General features: G+C 70.5%; 18 protein-coding genes and 3 tRNA genes. 10 read left to right on the forward strand and 11 right to left on the reverse strand.

The features are described from left to right. Positions 1-145: 145 nt before the first annotated feature. From VHU88_20470 to VHU88_20495, 6 genes are all read right to left on the reverse strand, one after another. On the reverse strand, positions 146-472 hold the full coding sequence (locus VHU88_20470; GenBank protein HEX3614075.1) for a hypothetical protein: 327 nt from the start codon (positions 470-472) through the stop codon (positions 146-148). 247 nt (positions 473-719) lie between these two features. After that, a tRNA-Lys gene (locus tag VHU88_20475) sits at positions 720-792 on the reverse strand. A 13-nt stretch (positions 793-805) separates the two neighbouring features. Beyond that, positions 806-961 (reverse strand): hypothetical protein, encoded by a 156-nt coding sequence (locus VHU88_20480; GenBank protein ID HEX3614076.1) that lies wholly within the window; start codon positions 959-961, stop codon positions 806-808. A 190-nt stretch (positions 962-1151) separates the two neighbouring features. Then, positions 1152-1227 (reverse strand) — tRNA-His (locus VHU88_20485). Positions 1228-1363: 136 nt separating this feature from the next. Further along, the gene (orn, locus tag VHU88_20490; protein ID HEX3614077.1) at positions 1364-1972 is read right to left on the reverse strand and encodes an oligoribonuclease; all 609 of its coding nucleotides are present in this window, start codon (positions 1970-1972) and stop codon (positions 1364-1366) included. Positions 1973-1992: 20 nt separating this feature from the next. Beyond that, the gene (locus VHU88_20495) at positions 1993-2439 is read right to left on the reverse strand and encodes a hypothetical protein (GenBank protein HEX3614078.1); all 447 of its coding nucleotides are present in this window, start codon (positions 2437-2439) and stop codon (positions 1993-1995) included. 158 nt (positions 2440-2597) lie between these two features. Between VHU88_20495 and VHU88_20500 the strand changes: the two genes are divergently transcribed. Continuing rightward, the gene (locus VHU88_20500; protein HEX3614079.1) at positions 2598-2804 is read left to right on the forward strand and encodes a hypothetical protein; all 207 of its coding nucleotides are present in this window, start codon (positions 2598-2600) and stop codon (positions 2802-2804) included. 455 nt (positions 2805-3259) lie between these two features. On the opposite strand, the gene VHU88_20505 is transcribed toward VHU88_20500, so the two are convergent. Further along, positions 3260-4762, reverse strand: a complete 1503-nt coding sequence (locus VHU88_20505; GenBank protein HEX3614080.1) for a hypothetical protein — start codon at positions 4760-4762, stop codon at positions 3260-3262. A gap of 349 nt (positions 4763-5111) precedes the next feature. On the opposite strand from VHU88_20505, the gene VHU88_20510 reads away from it, so the two are divergent. Then, positions 5112-5390, forward strand: coding sequence for a hypothetical protein (locus VHU88_20510; protein HEX3614081.1), 279 nt, complete (start codon positions 5112-5114; stop codon positions 5388-5390). On the opposite strand, the gene VHU88_20515 is transcribed toward VHU88_20510, so the two are convergent. Next, positions 5352-5424 (reverse strand) — tRNA-Arg (locus VHU88_20515). The genes VHU88_20510 and VHU88_20515 overlap by 39 nt on opposite strands. 209 nt (positions 5425-5633) lie before the next feature. Here VHU88_20515 and VHU88_20520 point away from each other — a divergent pair. From VHU88_20520 to VHU88_20535, 4 genes are all read left to right on the forward strand, one after another. Then, positions 5634-6086, forward strand: a complete 453-nt coding sequence (locus VHU88_20520; GenBank protein HEX3614082.1) for a single-stranded DNA-binding protein — start codon at positions 5634-5636, stop codon at positions 6084-6086. 110 nt (positions 6087-6196) lie between these two features. Next, on the forward strand, positions 6197-7861 hold the full coding sequence (gene ettA, locus VHU88_20525) for an energy-dependent translational throttle protein EttA (protein HEX3614083.1): 1665 nt from the start codon (positions 6197-6199) through the stop codon (positions 7859-7861). A 37-nt stretch (positions 7862-7898) separates the two neighbouring features. Next, positions 7899-8330, forward strand: a complete 432-nt coding sequence (locus tag VHU88_20530; protein HEX3614084.1) for an acyl-CoA thioesterase — start codon at positions 7899-7901, stop codon at positions 8328-8330. Beyond that, positions 8327-8776: a thioesterase family protein gene (locus VHU88_20535; GenBank protein ID HEX3614085.1), complete on the forward strand. Its 450-nt coding sequence runs from the start codon at positions 8327-8329 to the stop codon at positions 8774-8776. The genes VHU88_20530 and VHU88_20535 overlap by 4 nt, the downstream gene beginning before the upstream one ends. On the opposite strand, the gene VHU88_20540 is transcribed toward VHU88_20535, so the two are convergent. From VHU88_20540 to VHU88_20550, 3 genes are read right to left on the reverse strand one after another with little or no spacing between them, the layout of a single operon-like run. Continuing rightward, on the reverse strand, positions 8760-9152 hold the full coding sequence (locus VHU88_20540; protein HEX3614086.1) for a globin: 393 nt from the start codon (positions 9150-9152) through the stop codon (positions 8760-8762). The genes VHU88_20535 and VHU88_20540 overlap by 17 nt on opposite strands. A 4-nt stretch (positions 9153-9156) precedes the next feature. After that, a complete protein-coding gene (locus tag VHU88_20545; protein ID HEX3614087.1) occupies positions 9157-10242 on the reverse strand; it encodes a mechanosensitive ion channel family protein in 1086 nt (361 codons plus the stop codon). Positions 10243-10244: 2 nt separating this feature from the next. Further along, positions 10245-12338, reverse strand: coding sequence for a prolyl oligopeptidase family serine peptidase (locus tag VHU88_20550; protein HEX3614088.1), 2094 nt, complete (start codon positions 12336-12338; stop codon positions 10245-10247). Positions 12339-12497: 159 nt separating this feature from the next. Here VHU88_20550 and VHU88_20555 point away from each other — a divergent pair, with 159 nt between their 5' ends. From VHU88_20555 to VHU88_20570, 4 genes are all read left to right on the forward strand, one after another. After that, on the forward strand, positions 12498-13016 hold the full coding sequence (locus tag VHU88_20555) for an HNH endonuclease (protein ID HEX3614089.1): 519 nt from the start codon (positions 12498-12500) through the stop codon (positions 13014-13016). 76 nt (positions 13017-13092) lie between these two features. Further along, a complete protein-coding gene (malQ, locus tag VHU88_20560) occupies positions 13093-15246 on the forward strand; it encodes a 4-alpha-glucanotransferase (GenBank protein ID HEX3614090.1) in 2154 nt (717 codons plus the stop codon). A 61-nt stretch (positions 15247-15307) separates the two neighbouring features. After that, positions 15308-15766, forward strand: a complete 459-nt coding sequence (locus tag VHU88_20565; GenBank protein ID HEX3614091.1) for a hypothetical protein — start codon at positions 15308-15310, stop codon at positions 15764-15766. Beyond that, positions 15753-16145 (forward strand): DUF5130 family protein, encoded by a 393-nt coding sequence (locus VHU88_20570; protein HEX3614092.1) that lies wholly within the window; start codon positions 15753-15755, stop codon positions 16143-16145. The genes VHU88_20565 and VHU88_20570 overlap by 14 nt, the downstream gene beginning before the upstream one ends. Positions 16146-16173: the final 28 nt, after the last annotated feature.

The raw sequence follows: 16173 nt of genomic DNA on the forward strand, positions 1-16173 counted from the left end.
TGATCCCGGCCTACGCATTCCCGGCGAGGAACGTCCCGTTCATCTCGGGGTGGGGTCGCACCGGAAGAACCACCGTCCCGCCGGCAGGGCCCGGGACGAAGTAAGTGCTCACCCCCGGTCCGCGGACCAGATCGCCGCGGAACAACTACGTCCGCGCCTTCTGGTCCCGATGGATGGCCACGTTGTGCGGAAGGCCGCGGTCCAGGTTCTTGAAGTCGATCGTCAAGGCCTGATCGGCAGGCGCCGCCAGGCATTTCTTATCGAACTTGCCGTCGCGGGCCACGACGTGGGCGAGTTCGCCGCCGGAGATGATGTTTACCTGCGGTTTGTGGACGATCCAGCCGCTGCTGAACCCGGGCGAGAGGTCGAGGAAGCCGACGTACCAGTCCTTGCCGGCCTCGATGTCCAGGGCCGCGTGGTTCCCGTACATCCCCGGAACCATCGTCGCCGACTCGTGCTTGCTGACCGACACCCCGAAGGAGCCGAGGACTCCGCGAATTGGCCACAGTCGGCCGGGGCGGCCCCCGTCGGACCCTCGGCCGACGGGTTTGGGGTACTGACGGCCTGCTCGAGGGGGTCGGCCGCGACGCCTCGCAGCGGGCCGCGAACCTGGTCCCGCGGAGCCCGCGTGACTGCCCGCATGTGACCACTCCGTGACAAAAGAGCTTGGAAATGCACCAGCGCAGGCGCCCGGTGAGGACGTCTGCGCTGGGGAGGGGTGCGCCGCCAGGGACTTGAACCCCGAACCCGCGGATTAAGAGTCCGCTGCTCTGCCAATTGAGCTAGCGGCGCGCGGTTGAGAACGTTAGCAGTACTGGTCGCCGGCCGAGAAATCGGACCGAGCAGCGGGCTTCTCGAACCCGGCCAGGTGAGGCAGAAGCATCAGCGGCACGCGAGCGGCCAGCATCGCCAGGATCAGTTCCGTGCCCAATTGGGCGCCGGCCGACTCGAGGTCGCTCATGAAGTAGAGATCGGCCGCGCCGCCGGCGTCGAGCTGTTGGGCCGAACGGGTCGACCGTGGCGATCTTGGGCCGGACGGGTCGCAGATCGTGGGCCATCCGGTCTGACGGAACGTCAGATCCGCGTCCAGTTTACGAATGGTGTCCGGAGGTGTCCGGCGGCTGAGCCGCCGGCACACCTGCCGATCGAGATGGGGTGAGTGAGGGGACTTGAACCCCCGACACCCGGGACCACAACCCGGTGCTCTGCCAACTGAGCTACACCCACCATCGTCCCGCTGCGTGGGACTACGGGATCGTAGCCGATCTCCGACCGTGCGCGTCGCAACGTTCGATGGTGTCACATCCGGCTGACAGACTTGCCTGATCCGGGACGGTTTGCCGCTACCCCCGGCGGATCGGCCTCAGGTGCTCGCGTCGGCCGCTACGACCTCCGCGGCGATGCTGCGTGCCGAGGAGGTGTCCGGGCCCGGCTGCGGAACGAACAGGGCCTGGCGGTAGTAGCGCAGTTCGCGGATGCTCTCGCGGATGTCGGCCAGCGCCCGGTGGTTGCCGGTCTTCGCCGGGGCGTTGTAGTACACCCGCGGGTACCAGCGCCGGGCCAGTTCCTTGAGGCTGGACACGTCGACGATCCGGTAGTGCAGGTGCCGGTCGAGGTCGGCCATGTCTCGGGTGATGAAGCTGCGGTCGGTGGCCACCGAGTTGCCCGCCAGTGGGACCTTGCCGGCCTCGGGCACCCACTTGCGGATGTACTCCAGCACGGCGTGCTCGGCGTCGGCCAACGCGGCCCCGCCGGCCAGCTCGGTCAGCAGGCCGGAGGAGGTGTGCATCTCGCGGACGACCTCGACCATCTGCGCCACCGCCGCGTCGGGCGGGCGGATGACTACGTCGACCCCGTCTCCCAGCACGTTCAACTCGCCGTCGGTGACCAACGCGGCGATCTCGATCAACGCGTCATGCTCGAGGTCGAGCCCCGTCATCTCGCAGTCGATCCAGACCAGCCGATCGTTCATGCCGTCCAGCCTATTGGTCGCTATTGGTCGCGGCGGCGGGCCCGACGCTCGCGCAGCCACGCGGGCGCCAGGGACAGCAAAGCGATCGGCACCAACACCGCGCCCCCCAACGCCCAGGCGGTCGCCTCGGACAGGTCGTGGCCGGCCGCGATGATCGCCCATGCGACCACGGCGGCGAAACCGGTCCAGGCGAGCACCTCGAGGCCCGGACCCTGGCTCGGCGGGGGAACCGGCCGGGCCGCGTGCCGGTGGTGCTGCACCCCGGTCGGTGGCGTCCGCTCGGCGAGGACCACCTGGGCGACCGCCGACTCGACGTCGGGGCGCGCGGCGGCGTGCCGCCCACCTCGGACGGGCGCGTCGGGGGCTGTTTGCGCGGGCCGCACGGGCTCGATGACGAGCGTCGGCCCGGCCGGTGGTGGCGTGGCCGGTGGGGTGGCCGACTGCCCCGGGGCACTGTGCCGACCCATGTGCGGAGGATACGGGTGAGCGGGCCCGGTCGGGGGATCTTGGTGAGCACGTGGGTTCGTCCGCACTCGATGGCTTTCGGCATCGGTGCGATCCGGTCCGAACGGTGCAGCCGAGACTGGCTGAACGGATGATCCTTGTCCCGCCCGGATCCATACGATTGGAACAGGTCGAGGAATTCCGCGTTCCGGGGCCGGAACGCCGAAATGATCTGTTGCCGGAATTCGTGAATATTGTGCTCGGGGGGATGGATCCGATGGAAGAGAATGTCTTGGTCTTCGACCGGCGTTGGTCGCTGGTGGTTGCCGGTACCGCTTGGTTCGCTGCGCTGATGTGCATGCTGGCCTACGCGCTCACCGCACGCTGACCTGGCGGGTCAGCGGTTCGTTCCGGGGGGTCCGGACCGCAGATCCGTCGAACCAGTCGGCGCCGTTTCCCGGTCGGGGAGCGGCGCCGATGGGTTTAATGGCCGCGATTCCGGCGCCGGGCGACCTCGGCGAATTCGGTCTCGCCAGAATTTGCACCCGCCGCGCGATTTCGCGCCGGAGTCGCTGCCTTAGATGTCGAGATTCGCCGGCAGCAGATCCAACCGACCCGGCACGCCACCCCCGACTCGATCGCCCGGGTCGCGCGACTCGTCGCGGATCCGGGTGATACCGCATGGGCAGGAAAGAACAGGACGGCGGCCGGCCCGCTCTGCCGTGTGCTCAGACCCCGGCATGATGCCGCGGTCGAGGCGAGCCGGCCGACCATGGCCGCAACCGCGGCTGATCGGGGCCCACAGGTGTGTGGGCCTCGCTCCAGGGGCGCTCGGCGTTCTTGTCAGATCCTGGACGGGAATCCTCCGGCGCCGAACGGGAATTCGTCTCCGAAGGGGTCGTCGTCATCGTGGTGGCGATGATGGTCGTCTCTTGCCGGCCCTGGGGGCCCTGGGGGTCCTGGGGGTCCTGGGGGCCCTGGCACGCCTTGCGCACCGGTGGCGCCGGTCGTGCCGACACCGGTCGCACCCGTGGCGCCGGTTGTCCCCGTGCTGCCGGTGGCTCCGGTGGCGCCTGTGGGTCCGGGCACGGTGCTGGCCGCTCCGGTCGCCCCGGTGGCTCCGGTGGCTCCGGTGGCTCCGCTGGCTCCGGTGGCTCCGCTGGCTCCGGTGGCTCCGGTAGCTCCGGTAGCTCCGCTGGCTCCGGTGGCGCCTGCACCGGTCGCCCCGGTCGCCCCGGTCGCCCCGGTCGCCCCGGTCGCCCCGGTGGCTCCGGTGGCTCCGGTGGCTCCGGTGGCTCCGGTGGCTCCGGTGGCGCCTGCTCCGGTCGCCCCGGTGGCTCCGGTTGGTCCGGTGGCCCCGGTCGGTCCGGTGGCCCCGGTCGGTCCGGTGGCCCCGGTCGGTCCGGTGGCCCCGGTCGGTCCGGTGGCCCCGGTCGGTCCCGTAGTCCCGGTGGAGGCCGGCGAATAGACCGCCACCGCGAGCGGGCGGCTCAGGCCGGTGCCGACGGTGGTCTGGGTACCGCCACCGGCGGCGACCTCAACGACCTGGCTGTCGTCGGTGTCGGCGATGTAGACGTTCCCGGCGTTGTCCACGGCCACCCCTTGCGGGTGGCTCAAGCCGGTGCCGACGGTGGTCTGGGTGCCGCCGCCAGGGGGGACCTCAACGACCTGGCTGTCGGCGGGGTCGACGATGTAGACGTCCCCGGCGTTGTCCACGGCAACCCCGAACGGGACGATCAGGCCGGTGCCGACGGTGGTCTGGGTCCCGCCGCCCGCGGGGACCTCCACGACCTGTTTGTTGCCGGTGTCGGCGATGAACACGTCCCCGGCGCCGTCCACGGCCACCCCTTGCGGGAAGCTCAGGCCGGTGCCGACGGTGGTCTGGGTACCGCCACCGGCGGGGACCTCAACGACCTGGCTGTCGCCTTCGTCGGCGATGTAGACGTTCCCGGCGTTGTCCACGGCAACCCCCCACGGATCGTGCAGGCCGGCGCCGACGGTGGTCGGGGTCCCGCCGCCCGCGGGGACCAACAGCACCTGGTTGTGCAGGGTGTCGGCGATGTAGACGTTGCCGGCGTTGTCCACGGCAACCCCTTGCGGTTGGTTCAGGCCGCTGGCGACGGTGGTCTGGGTCCCGCCACCGGGGGGGACCCTCAAGACCCGCCCGCTGAGGTCGGCGATGAACACGGTGCCCGCCGCCGGTGCACCCGCGCCTGGTAGAGCGGGTGCGGCGGGTGAGGTCGGGGTGCGTTTGGCGGCCAGACCGGGCGCCGCGACCGTCAACAACCCCCCGGCAGCCAGACAAACGGCGAGCAGGCGGTTTCGGTTGGTGAAGCGCTCGGACACCGGATTCCCCCTCGATACGGGCTTGGCCCCAACTGCTGCTGCACCACGGATCAGGGTCGTTCGGCGGACAGCCGGTGCCCGGGCCGGCTTCCCGGCGGCGCGCTCTGCTGCTCGCCAGGTTGCGCACCGGCCGGACGCGGGGCCAGTGGACTAGTCCGCGCGGGGGACCGCGTTCTGCGACAGTCACCGCACCGGCCCTCACGCCGTCGAAGGCGATCGCCCGCCCGGACGCGCGTCACGAGGGCGCCGGGTTCAGCGGTGAACCAGCTCCGGACCGCACAGCGGCTGTATCACCACCGCGCATACCTACCCAAGCCACTGCGGACCTGGCAAGGGAATCACCCGCTTCATCCGCCGTCTGATCGCGGAACGACGAATCGCCTTCACCAAGGTCGGCGGCCACGTCCGCATAGAGTCCGACGTCCTCGACGACCTCATCGAGGCCGGCGAGTTGGTGCTCGCGCAGCGTCAGGACAAGGCCACGACCGCCGCGAACACATCGGCACGGAACGGGCACGAGTCGGGTCGACCAACCCGCGAACAATCGCGTAGTCACCAGGAACATGGCTCTGCCAGCGAATTCGCGAGGTGCGCCCGGTTGGATTCGAACCAACGACCGGCTGCTTAGAAGGCAGTCGCTCTATCCACTGAGCTACGGGCGCTCGGCCGCGGCGCCCGGTCGGGCGGTCGGGTCCTCCGATTGTGCCGCGTGCGGCAGTGCGGGGGCGAGGGCGGTTTCCACAAGGCGAAGTTGTCCACAGCGCGAAGTTGTCCACAGAGCGACGATCGCCCCGCGCGGTGCCGGGTCGGCGCAGGCAGGGTGAGTTCGTCGCCCGACGGCGACCACCGGGCACCGCAGAAGGGGGACGAAGTGAACGAGTTGTGGGTGACCATCACCGGGAACGTGGCCGACGACCCGCGCCACCTGCAGACGGCCGGGGGAGTGCTGACCGCGTTCCGGTTGGCGCACACCCCGCGCACCGAACGGGACGGCGAGTGGACCAACGGCGCGACCAGCTTCTACGACGTGGCCTGCTTCCGTCGGTTGGCCGACCACGTCGCCGGTTCGGTGGTCAAGGGCGACCCGATCATCGTCCAGGGCAAGCTGAGCATGCGGGAGTGGCAACGCGAGGACAAGCGCGGTCGCGACGCCCACATCACGGCCAGCCACGTGGGTCACGACCTGGCCTACGGGGTGTCGAGCTTCCGCAAGCAGCGTCGGGAGGCCGAGCGTCCCGAGTCCGTGTCGGTCGGGGAGTCCTTCGCCGAGCCGCCCGCCGCCGAGGAGCCGATGCCTACCGGCCGGGCCGAGAGCGCCGCCTGACACGGCGCGCCGGCGGCTGCGCCGGGTCGAACGAGTGCGATACGTCACCTGCGGTGCAGCGGTGCCGGCGGTGTGCGGGCGCACCCGCCGGCTGAACGTAGGGTTGGGGCATGGCCGAGTTCATTTACACGATGCGCAAGACCCGCAAGGCGCACGGCGACAAGGTGATCCTGGACGACGTCACGCTGTCGTTCCTCCCGGGAGCCAAGATCGGTGTCGTCGGACCCAACGGCGCGGGTAAGTCCACTGTGCTCCAGATCATGGCCGGTCTGCAGCATCCGTCCAACGGCGACGCATTCCTGTCCCCGGGCTACACCGTCGGGATCCTGCTCCAGGAGCCGCCGCTGAACGAGAGCAAGACCGTTCTGGGCAACGTCGAGGAGGGTGTGGCCGCGACCAAGGCGATCCTCGATCGCTACAACGAGGTCTCCGAGCTCATGGCCACCGATTACAGCGACGAGTTGATGGAGGAGATGGGCAAGCTCTCCGACCTCATCGAGCACCGCAACGCCTGGGAACTGGACTCGCAGATCGAGATGGCGATGGATGCCCTGCGGTGCCCGCCGCCGGACGCCGACGTCTCGGTCCTCTCCGGTGGTGAGCGGCGTCGCGTCGCGCTGTGCAAGCTGCTCATGGAGGCCCCGGACCTGCTCCTGCTCGACGAACCCACCAACCACCTCGACGCGGAGTCGGTCGAGTGGCTGGAGCAGCATCTGGAGAAGTACCCCGGCACGGTCGTGGCGGTCACTCACGATCGGTACTTCCTGGACAACGTCGCGGAATGGATCCTCGAGCTCGACCGCGGCCGCGCCTACCCCTACGAGGGGAACTACTCGACCTACCTCGAGGCCAAGGCGACCCGGCTGAAGGTCGAGGGGCAGAAGGACGCCAAGCGCAAGAAGCGGTTGGAGCAGGAACTCGAGTGGGTCCGGTCCAGCCCCAAGGCCCGCCAGTCCAAGAGCAAGGCCCGCCTGGAGCGCTACGAGGAGATGGCCGCGGAGGCCGACAAGTTCCGCAAGATGGACTTCGAGGAGATCCAGATCCCGCCGGGCCCGCGCCTGGGCGACGTGGTCATCGAGGTCGACAAGCTGTCCAAGGGCTTCGGCGACCGGTTGCTGATCGACAAGCTGAGTTTCTCCTTGCCACGCAACGGGATCGTCGGCGTGATCGGCCCGAACGGCGCGGGCAAGACCACGCTGTTCAAGATGCTGCTGGACGAGGAGACGCCCGACTCCGGCACGATCAAGGTCGGCCAGACGGTGAAGATCTCCTACGTCGACCAGGGGCGGAGCAACCTGGACCCGGCCAAGAACGTCTGGCAGATCGTCTCCGACGAGCTGGACTACATCAAGGTCGGCCAGGTCGAGGTGCCCAGCCGTGCCTATGTCTCCGCGTTCGGGTTCAAGGGCCCGGACCAGCAGAAGCCGTCGAAGGTGCTCTCCGGTGGTGAGCGAAACCGGCTGAACCTGGCGTTGACGTTGAAGTTGGGCGGCAACCTGATCCTGCTCGACGAGCCGACCAACGACCTCGACGTGGATACCCTCTCCTCGTTGGAGGACGCGCTGCTGGAATTCCCCGGCTGCGCCGTGGTCATCTCCCACGACCGGTGGTTCCTCGACCGCGTGGCGACCCACATCCTGGCCTACGAGGGCGACTCGGACTGGTTCTGGTTCGAGGGCAACTTCGAGTCCTACGAGAAGAACAAGGCCCAGCGTCTCGGCGCCGAGTCGCTGCGTCCGCACCGGGCCACCTACCGTCGCCTGTCGCGGGACTGACGTGCTCCAAGCGGCAGTCCCGTCACCGTATGTGACGGTGTGTCAGGTCCGGTGGATCGACATCGACGCGTACCGGCACGTCAACAACACGGTGTACCTGCGCTACCTGGAGCAGGCCCGGATCGAGATGATGAGTTTCCTGGCCGGTCAGGCCGACGGGCTCCGCGGTCCGGACGCTCAGGAGTCCGACGGGTTCGTGATCGCCGAGCTGGAGATCGCCTTCCGGCGGCCGATCCTGTTCCGCCCGGACCCGGTCGTGGTGTGCACCTGGGTCACTCATCTGGGGCGTACCTCGTGGTCGGTCCGGCAGAGCATTCGCGACACCGGGCCGGACCCGGTGGAGTACGCCTCGGGGACCTCCCGGCTGGTGGCCATCGACCGGGTCAGCACCCGGCCGCGGCCGCTGCGGGACTACGAACGGGCCTTCCTGGTGCGCCACCGCGACCCGGACTCGCAGGTGTCCGCATGACGCGCCACATCAGCGAGATCCGGCCGCGCTGGGCCGACATGGACGCCTACGCCCACGTGAACAACGTGGCCTGGTCCGTCTACGTGCAGGAGGCCCGGGCGCAGATGTTCGGGTTCCGGTTGCGCGGCACGCCGGGGCAGAGCCTGCTCGGTTCGCTGGTGGTCGCCCGGATGCGGATGTGGTTCCACCGGCCGTTGGTCCTGACCGGGGCACCGTTGACGGCCCACACCTGGATCAGCGAGCTGCGGGCGGCCACGGTCACCGTGGTGTGCGAGTTGCACGACGACGCCGACGGTGCCGGGGTCGCCTACTGTCGGGCCCGCACGGTGCTGGCGCCCTTCGACTTCACGGCCGACCGTCCGCGGCGCCTGACCCCGGAGGAGACGGCGACACTGCAGCCGTTCGTCGAGGCGGCCGAGCCGGCGCCGGTCAGCCCGGCGCGTTGACCATGCTGTGGGCGGCCATCTCCAGGTAGGACCACAGTGGATCCTTGAACTCCGGGTCGAGCTCGAGGGAGTCCAGGGCCGCGCGCATGTGCTTGAGCCACAGGTCGCGCTCGGTCAACCGGATCACGAACGGGTGGTGGCGCATCCGCAGCCGCGGGTGGCCGCGCTGCTCGGAGTACGTGGTCGGTCCGCCCCAGTACTGCATGAGGAACAACCGCAGCCGTTCCTCGGCCCCGCTCAGGTCCTGCTCGGGGTACAGCGGCCGAAGTTCCGGATCCTGCGCGACCCCGGCGTAGAACCGGTGCACCAACAGGCGGAACGTCTCATCCCCGCCGACCGCCTCGTAGAAACCCGGTGGAACCCCATCGAAGCTCACGGCGTCACTGTCCCATCCACGGTTCGTCGGGGCGTGCCCGTCCGTCGTCCTGCTCCGATTGCGTAGCCGGAGGTTCCTCGTGGCGTACCCAGACCGACCGCTGCGGGAACGGGATCTCGATGCCGGCGGCGTCGAAGGCCGTCTTTATGCGCTCACGCAGCATGCGAGCCACGGCCCATTGCTTCAACGGCTGCGTCTTGACCGCCAGGCGCATGACGACGGAGTCGGACGACAGCGCCTGGACGCCCCACACCTCGGGTGGCTCCAACGCCAGACCCCGGTTCTGCGGCTCGGCGAACAACTGAGTGGCGGTCTCCAGCAACAGGTCGCGAACGTGGGCAATGTCGGTGTCGTACGCCACGTCGATGTCCAACACGGCACGTGCCCAGCCTTGGCTCTTGTTGCCGACGCGCAGGATCTCGCCGTTGCGAGCGAACCAAACCGTGCCGTCGATGTCGCGGACCCGGGTGACCCGCAGGCCCACGGACTCCACCACGCCTTTCGCGTTGCCCAGGTCGACCCAGTCACCAACGCCGTACTGGTCCTCCAGGACCATGAAGACCCCGGACAGGAAGTCCTTGACCAGGCTCTGTGAGCCGAAACCGATGGCCACGCCGATGATCCCGGCACTGGCGATCAACGGACCTATGTTGAAGGTCAGTTCCGAGAGAGTCATCAGCAACGCGATCGCGTAGATGACCCCGGTCGCGATGCTCTGCAGCACCGAGGCCATGGTCGCCGCGCGTTGCCGGCGACGTTCATTCGCCAGGGTCGACTCGTTCGAGTGGTGACCCAGCCGCCCGCGGGTGATCACCCCGGACACCGAGGCGGTGGCCGCCCGTTCGCACAACCGGTTGATCGCGCGGTGGGACAGCTTCTTCAGCAGAGCCGCGACGATGATGATCATCAGGATGCGGGCCGGCTTGGTGATCAACCAGTCGGAGGACTGCGCCAGCCAGTTGCTGTGCGTGAGTCGCTGGACCTCCTTGCACAGCGACGCCCCGGCACGCTCGTAGCAGGGGACGGTGTTCTGGAACAACACCGGGCCCGGGCTGGGCACTGGCGTGGCCGCGGGCAGCACGACCGCCATCGTCAGAACGCCAATCCTCCGCTGTGCGCGGCCGCGAAGGTCAGGGCGTCGACGCTGACGTCGACCGCGCGGCTCACTGCCCGCGCGCCGTGGCCGACGTCGGCCTCGGCCCGCACCAGGATCGGGGCCTCGGAGGTGGTCGCGTGCTGCAGCGCGGCGGCGAACTTGCGGGCGTGCATGGTGTCGACGCGGGTGTCGCCGTCGAAGACCGTCAGCAGCAGCGCGGGGTACGCGACGCCTTCGGCGACCCGGTGGTACGGCGAGTAGTCGAGGAGCCAACCGAGTTGCTCCGGGTCCTGCGCAGTGCCGTACTCACTGTTCCACGTCTGCCCGAGGCCGAACTGCTCGTAGCGGACCATGTCGAGCAGCGGGGCCGAGCAGACGACCGCGGCGAACAGGTCGGGGCGCTGGGTCATCGCGGCACCGACCAGCAGGCCTCCGTTGGAGCCGCCGGAGATCGACAGCCGGTCCGGGGTGGTCCAGCCGTGCGCGACCAGCCATTCGCCGCCGGCGTGGAAGTCGTCGAAGACGTTCTGCTTCTTGCCCAGCATTCCGTCGCGGTGCCAGCTCTCGCCTTCCTCACCGCCGCCACGCAGGTTGGCGACGGCGTAGACGCCGCCTGCCTCCACCCAGGCGAGGATCCCCGCGGAGAACGCCGGGGTCAGCGAGATGCCGAAGCCGCCGTAGCCGTAGAGCGTGGTCGGCCGCGGGCCGTCGGCGGCCGGGTCGTAGTCGCTGCGGTGGATCACGAACATCCGCACGGTCGTGCCGTCACGGGAGGTGTAGCTGACCTGACGGGTAGTCACATCCGGCACCTCGACCTGACCCGGGGCCTGCGCCCACAGGGTGGTCGTGTCGGTGCGGGCGTCGTAGTGGTGGACGCTCGAGGGCGTGGTGTGGTCGGTGTAGCCGAACCACGCCTCGTGGCCGCCCTCCGGCCGCTCGGAGATCCCGCCGATCGAGCCCAGCCCGGGCAGCGGGACGGTGCCCAGCTTCTCGCCGGTACGTAGGTCGTGCCGGGTGAGCTCGCTGACCGCGTGTCGGGTCCAGGCACAGAGCAGCACAGGTTGGTCGCGCAGCTCGGCGCCGTCAAGGATCGCGTAGCCGTCGAGCACGGCCTCCGGGTCCTCGCCGATCAGGTCGACCCAGTGCTCGGCGGTCGGACGGCCCGGGTCGGTCACACAGAGCCGACCGCGCGGCGAGTCGGCGTCGGTGAACACATACAGCCGCGCGTCGCGGCCGACCTCGATCCCGGTCGACGCGTCGACGCCCTGCTGCACCACGACCAGGCTGGGTCGGTCGGGGGTGCCGTCGGTCAGGTCCGCGATCCAGACGTCGTTGCGCGGCGCGGTTCCGGTGTTGGCGGTGACGGTCAGCCAGCGGCCGTCGCGGCTGACCGAGACCCCGTAGTAGTTGGTCTTGTCCAGGCCCTCACCGAAGACCATCAAGTCGGTGTCCGGGTGGGTGCCGACCTGGTGCAGGAAGATCCGGCGGTGGTACTGGCCCTCGCCGACCGGCACGGCCTCGGCGGGCAGCCGCCGGACGTAGTAGTACGCCTTGCCGCCGGGGATCCAGGCGACGGGGGAGTACCGGGCGCGATCGATCGGGCCGTCGAGCAGCTCGCCGCTGACCACGTCGATCACCCGCAGCACCGACTCCTCCGTGCCGCCCTCGGACAGCTGGTAGGCCATCAGCCGGCCGTCCTTCGACGGCTGCCAGGCATCCAGCGTGGTCCGGCCGGTCGGGTCGATCGCCATCGGGTTCAGCAGCACCCGCTCGGTGCCGTCCTCCTCGACGGTGAGCAGCACAGCGTGCTCCTGGTCGGCCACCCGACGCATGAAGAACTGCCGCTGCCCGCGCCAGGCCGGTGAGCTGACCACCCCGGCCCGCAGCAGCGCGCTCAACCGGGCCCGCAGCCCGTCGCGGCCGGGCCAGGTGTCGCGCTGGGACGCGAACAGCTCGCCCTGCGCGCTCGCCCAGGCGGTGGTCTCGGTGCTCGCCGCGTCCTCCAGCCAGCGATACGGGTCCGCGACCCGCTTCCCGTGCAGCTCCTCGACGATGTCCTGACGTGCGGTGGGCGGATAGGTCGGTGGCATGACCCTCAACCTACTGGGCGGGAGGCGTCGCCCGAGGGGCCGCGGACCGCGCCGCCGAATGCCGTCACCGAATGTTCTGGCCGAAAACGGCCCTCGTCACGGACACTGTGTGCAGCCGACCGGCGCGTGGACCGCGCCGGTCTCCTGCGAGGAGGCGCGGTGGGCCATGCGCTGGTCCTGAACGCGACGTACGAGCCGCTGTGCGTCGTGGCGGCGCGCCGCGCACTGATCCTCGTGCTGAACGACAAGGCGACCACGGTCGAGGACTCCGGCGCGGTACTGCACAGTGCCACCGTCGCTGTGCCGCTGCCCGCGGTGGTGCGGCTCAACCGCTACGTCCGGGTCCCGCACCGGGCCGGGATCCCGTTGACCCGCCGGGCGATCTTCGCCCGCGACGGGGGGCGCTGCGTGTACTGCGGGGCCGCGGCCACCAGCGTCGACCACGTCGTGCCCCGCAGCCGGGGCGGGCAGCACGTCTGGGAGAACGTGGTGGCCGCCTGCCGCCGGTGCAACCACGTCAAGAGCGACCGGCACATCTCCGAGCTCGGCTGGGGTGCACGGCCGACGCCGCGGCAGCCGACCGGACCGGTGTGGCGGATCCTCGGCACCGGGCGGCACGACCCGCGTTGGGTGCCGTATCTGGCCGGCTACGGCTTCCCGGACGAGGCGACCGCCTAGCGCCCGATCGCGGCGCCTGCCCGACTTGCCTGCCCCGCCGGCGGGAGCAGGAACGCCGTCGGGGAAGAATCGGCGCGTGGAACGTCTCGAGCCGAACCTGGTCGCCGTCGCCACCGCGCACGGTGTGGCCACCGAGTACTGGGACTGGCGCGGCGAGTACGTCGAGGTGTCCCCGTCGACGATCGTCGACGTCCTCTCCGCGATGGGCGTCGACGCCTCCTCGGAGGCCGCCGCCGAGGTCGCGTTGGCCCGCTTCGACACCGACCGATGGCGGCGCATGCTCCCGCCCTGCCTGGTGCGCCGGGTTGATGATCCGTCCCCGACGACGTTCTGGGTGCACGTCCAGCACGGCGAACCGGTCGATGTGCACGTCGAGCTCGAGGACGGGACGACCCGGGACGACATCCGCCAACTCGACCGTTGGGTCGACCCGGCGCAGGTCGAGGCGGAGCTGATCGGCGAGGCGACCTTCGCGCTGCCTGCCGACCTGCCGCTGGGCTGGCACCGGGTGCACGCGTCGAGCCCGTCGCGGACCGAGTCCACGACGCTGGTGATCGTGCCCCGACGGCTGGAGCTGCCGCAGGCGCTGGACCACCAGCTGTGGGGCCTGATGGCCCAGCTGTACCAGGTGCGTACCGAGACCTCCTGGGGCCTCGGCGACCTCGCCGCGCTCGACGAGCTGATCGCCTGGTCGGCCACCGTTCTCGGCGCCGGGTTCCTCCTGGTCAACCCGCTGCACGCGGCGGCACCGGTCCCGCCGATCGAGCCCTCGCCGTACCTGCCGATGACCCGCCGATTCGTCAGCCCGCTCTACCTGTCGATCGAGCGGGTCCCGGAGCTGGTCGACGCGGACCCGGCGACCCGTGCCCGGATCGCCGAGCTCGGCGCGCCGTTGCAGGTCCGCGGCGGACCGAACGACCTGCTCGACCGTGACCGGGCGTGGGCCGCCAAACAGCAGGCCGCCGAGTTGCTGCACGCGGTCCCACGGCGACCGGAGCGGCAGGCCGCGTTCGACGCCTTCCGCGATCGCGAGGGCGTCGGGCTGCTGGACTTCGCGACCTGGAGCGCATTGGTCGAGGCGCACGGCACCAACTGGCTGGACTGGCCCGAGGAGCTGCGCAACCCGGCCACCGCCGCGGTCGCCGCTCGCCGCGTCGAGCTGGCCGACCGAGTGGACTTCCACGCCTGGCTGCAGTGGCAGCTCGACGACCAGCTGGCGGCCGCGGCGGCGACGGCCCGCGCCGGGGGGATGGCGCTGGGCGTGATCAACGACTTGGCCGTCGGCATCCACCCGACCGGCGCGGACTCGTGGGCGCTGCAGGACGTGCTGGCGATCGGCGCCTCGGTCGGGGCGCCGCCTGACGGGTTCAACCAGTACGGGCAGGACTGGAGCCAGCCGCCGTGGAAGCCCAGGGCGCTGGCCGAGGCCGGCTATGCCCCGTATCGCGATTTGTTGCGCGCCGTGCTGCGGCACGGTGGCGGGCTGCGCGCCGACCACGTGCTGGGGCTGTTCCGGCTCTGGTGGGTCCCGCCGGGCGGCAAGCCGACCGACGGCACCTACGTCCGGTACGACCACGAGGCGATGGTCGGCATCCTGGCGCTGGAGGCGCAGCGGGCCGGCGCGGTGGTCATCGGGGAGGACCTCGGCACAGTCGAGCCGTGGGTGCGCGACTACCTGGCCGAGCGGGGGATGCTCGGCACCTCGATCCTGTGGTTCGAGCGGGACGAGGACGGCCCGCTGGAGCCACAGGAGTGGCGTCGGATGTGTCTGGGCACGGTCACCACTCACGACCTGCCACCCACCAGGGGCTACCTGACCGGCGAACATGTCAGCCTGCGCCACCGGTTGGGGTTGCTCAAGGTGCCGGTGGATCAGGAGTGGGCGGCGCTGACCGCCGAGCTTGCCCAGTGGCGCGCGTTGCTGGACCGGTTGGGCATCGAACGCGGCGGCGCGGTCGGCGACGTCGGCGCCACCGAGGGCATGGTCCTGGCGCTGCACCGGTTCCTGGCGATGACTCCCTGTGGGCTGCGCGGGGTGAGCCTGGCCGACGCGGTTGGCGACCGGCGCACCCACAACCAGCCCGGCACCCACCGGGAGTACCCGAACTGGGAACTGCCCCTGCTGGACGCCGAGGGTCGCCCGGTGCTGCTCTCCGACCTGCGCGGTTCTGCGCGGGTCGCCGAGTTGGCCGCGCTGTTCACGGCGAACGCGCGGGCCGCCCTGCGCTGAGGTCACCCGGCCGGCGGCGCCCACGCCGGCGGCCGGTTCGGGGTTCGCTAACCTTTGCGCCGTGACCAGGGTTTACGTTTCCCCGACCCGCCGCGGCGCTCGCGCCGCCGTGCTGGGTGTTCTCGTGACCGCGTGCCTGACCTCGACCGTGCTGGTGGCGCCCGCCGCGCTGGCCCTGCACCGGGAGGACGGCGACGACCCGGGGCCCCAGATCTCCACGTTGAAAGCCCTGCTGATCTTCGGCGTGATCCCGGTGGGTATTTCCTTGCTGATCGCGCTGCTGGTCTCGCTGCCGTCGCTGGCCCGCGGCCCGCGCTACCGGCCGGGGCTCGGTTGGGACGGCACTCCGGAGTGGTACGGCGGCCCGGGTGAGGCAGCCGAGCCGGAGCATGGCGGGTACGGCGCCACGCAGGTCACCGGAACGAAGAAGCGCGAGGCCCTGACCGGTACGATCGTTGCAACTGGTGAGACGGGTGGTGCCGGTGAGGCTGGCGACGGAGGAAGCAGTGCTCGCTGGTGACGCATTCTCGCCGCGGCAGCGCGAGGAGATCATTCGCGCGATCCAGGCGGCCGGCCGACAGAGCGGCCTGACCTACTCGGTCTACGTCGGCCCGAGCGAGGGTCCGGCCCGAGCGTACGCCCGCCGCCGGCACACCGAACTCGGCGCCGAGGCACCGGACACGGTGCTGGTCTTCGTGGACCCTGCCGCCCGCGCCCTGGAGGTCGTCACCGGCTCGCGGGCCCGACGTTGGCTCGACGACCGCGCCTGCACGTTGGCCGCCATGAGCATGACCTCCGCCTTCGCGGCCGGGAACCTGGCCGGCGGCATCGCGCAGGGCCTGCAGGTCCTGGCCGAGCACGCCCGACACCCGCAATCGCTGCATACCGGCGGCATCTGAGCCCCCCTTTCCGACTTCTGCTGCCTGT

The sequence above is a fragment of the Sporichthyaceae bacterium genome (assembly GCA_036269075.1).
Lineage (GTDB): Bacteria > Actinomycetota > Actinomycetes > Sporichthyales > Sporichthyaceae > DASQPJ01.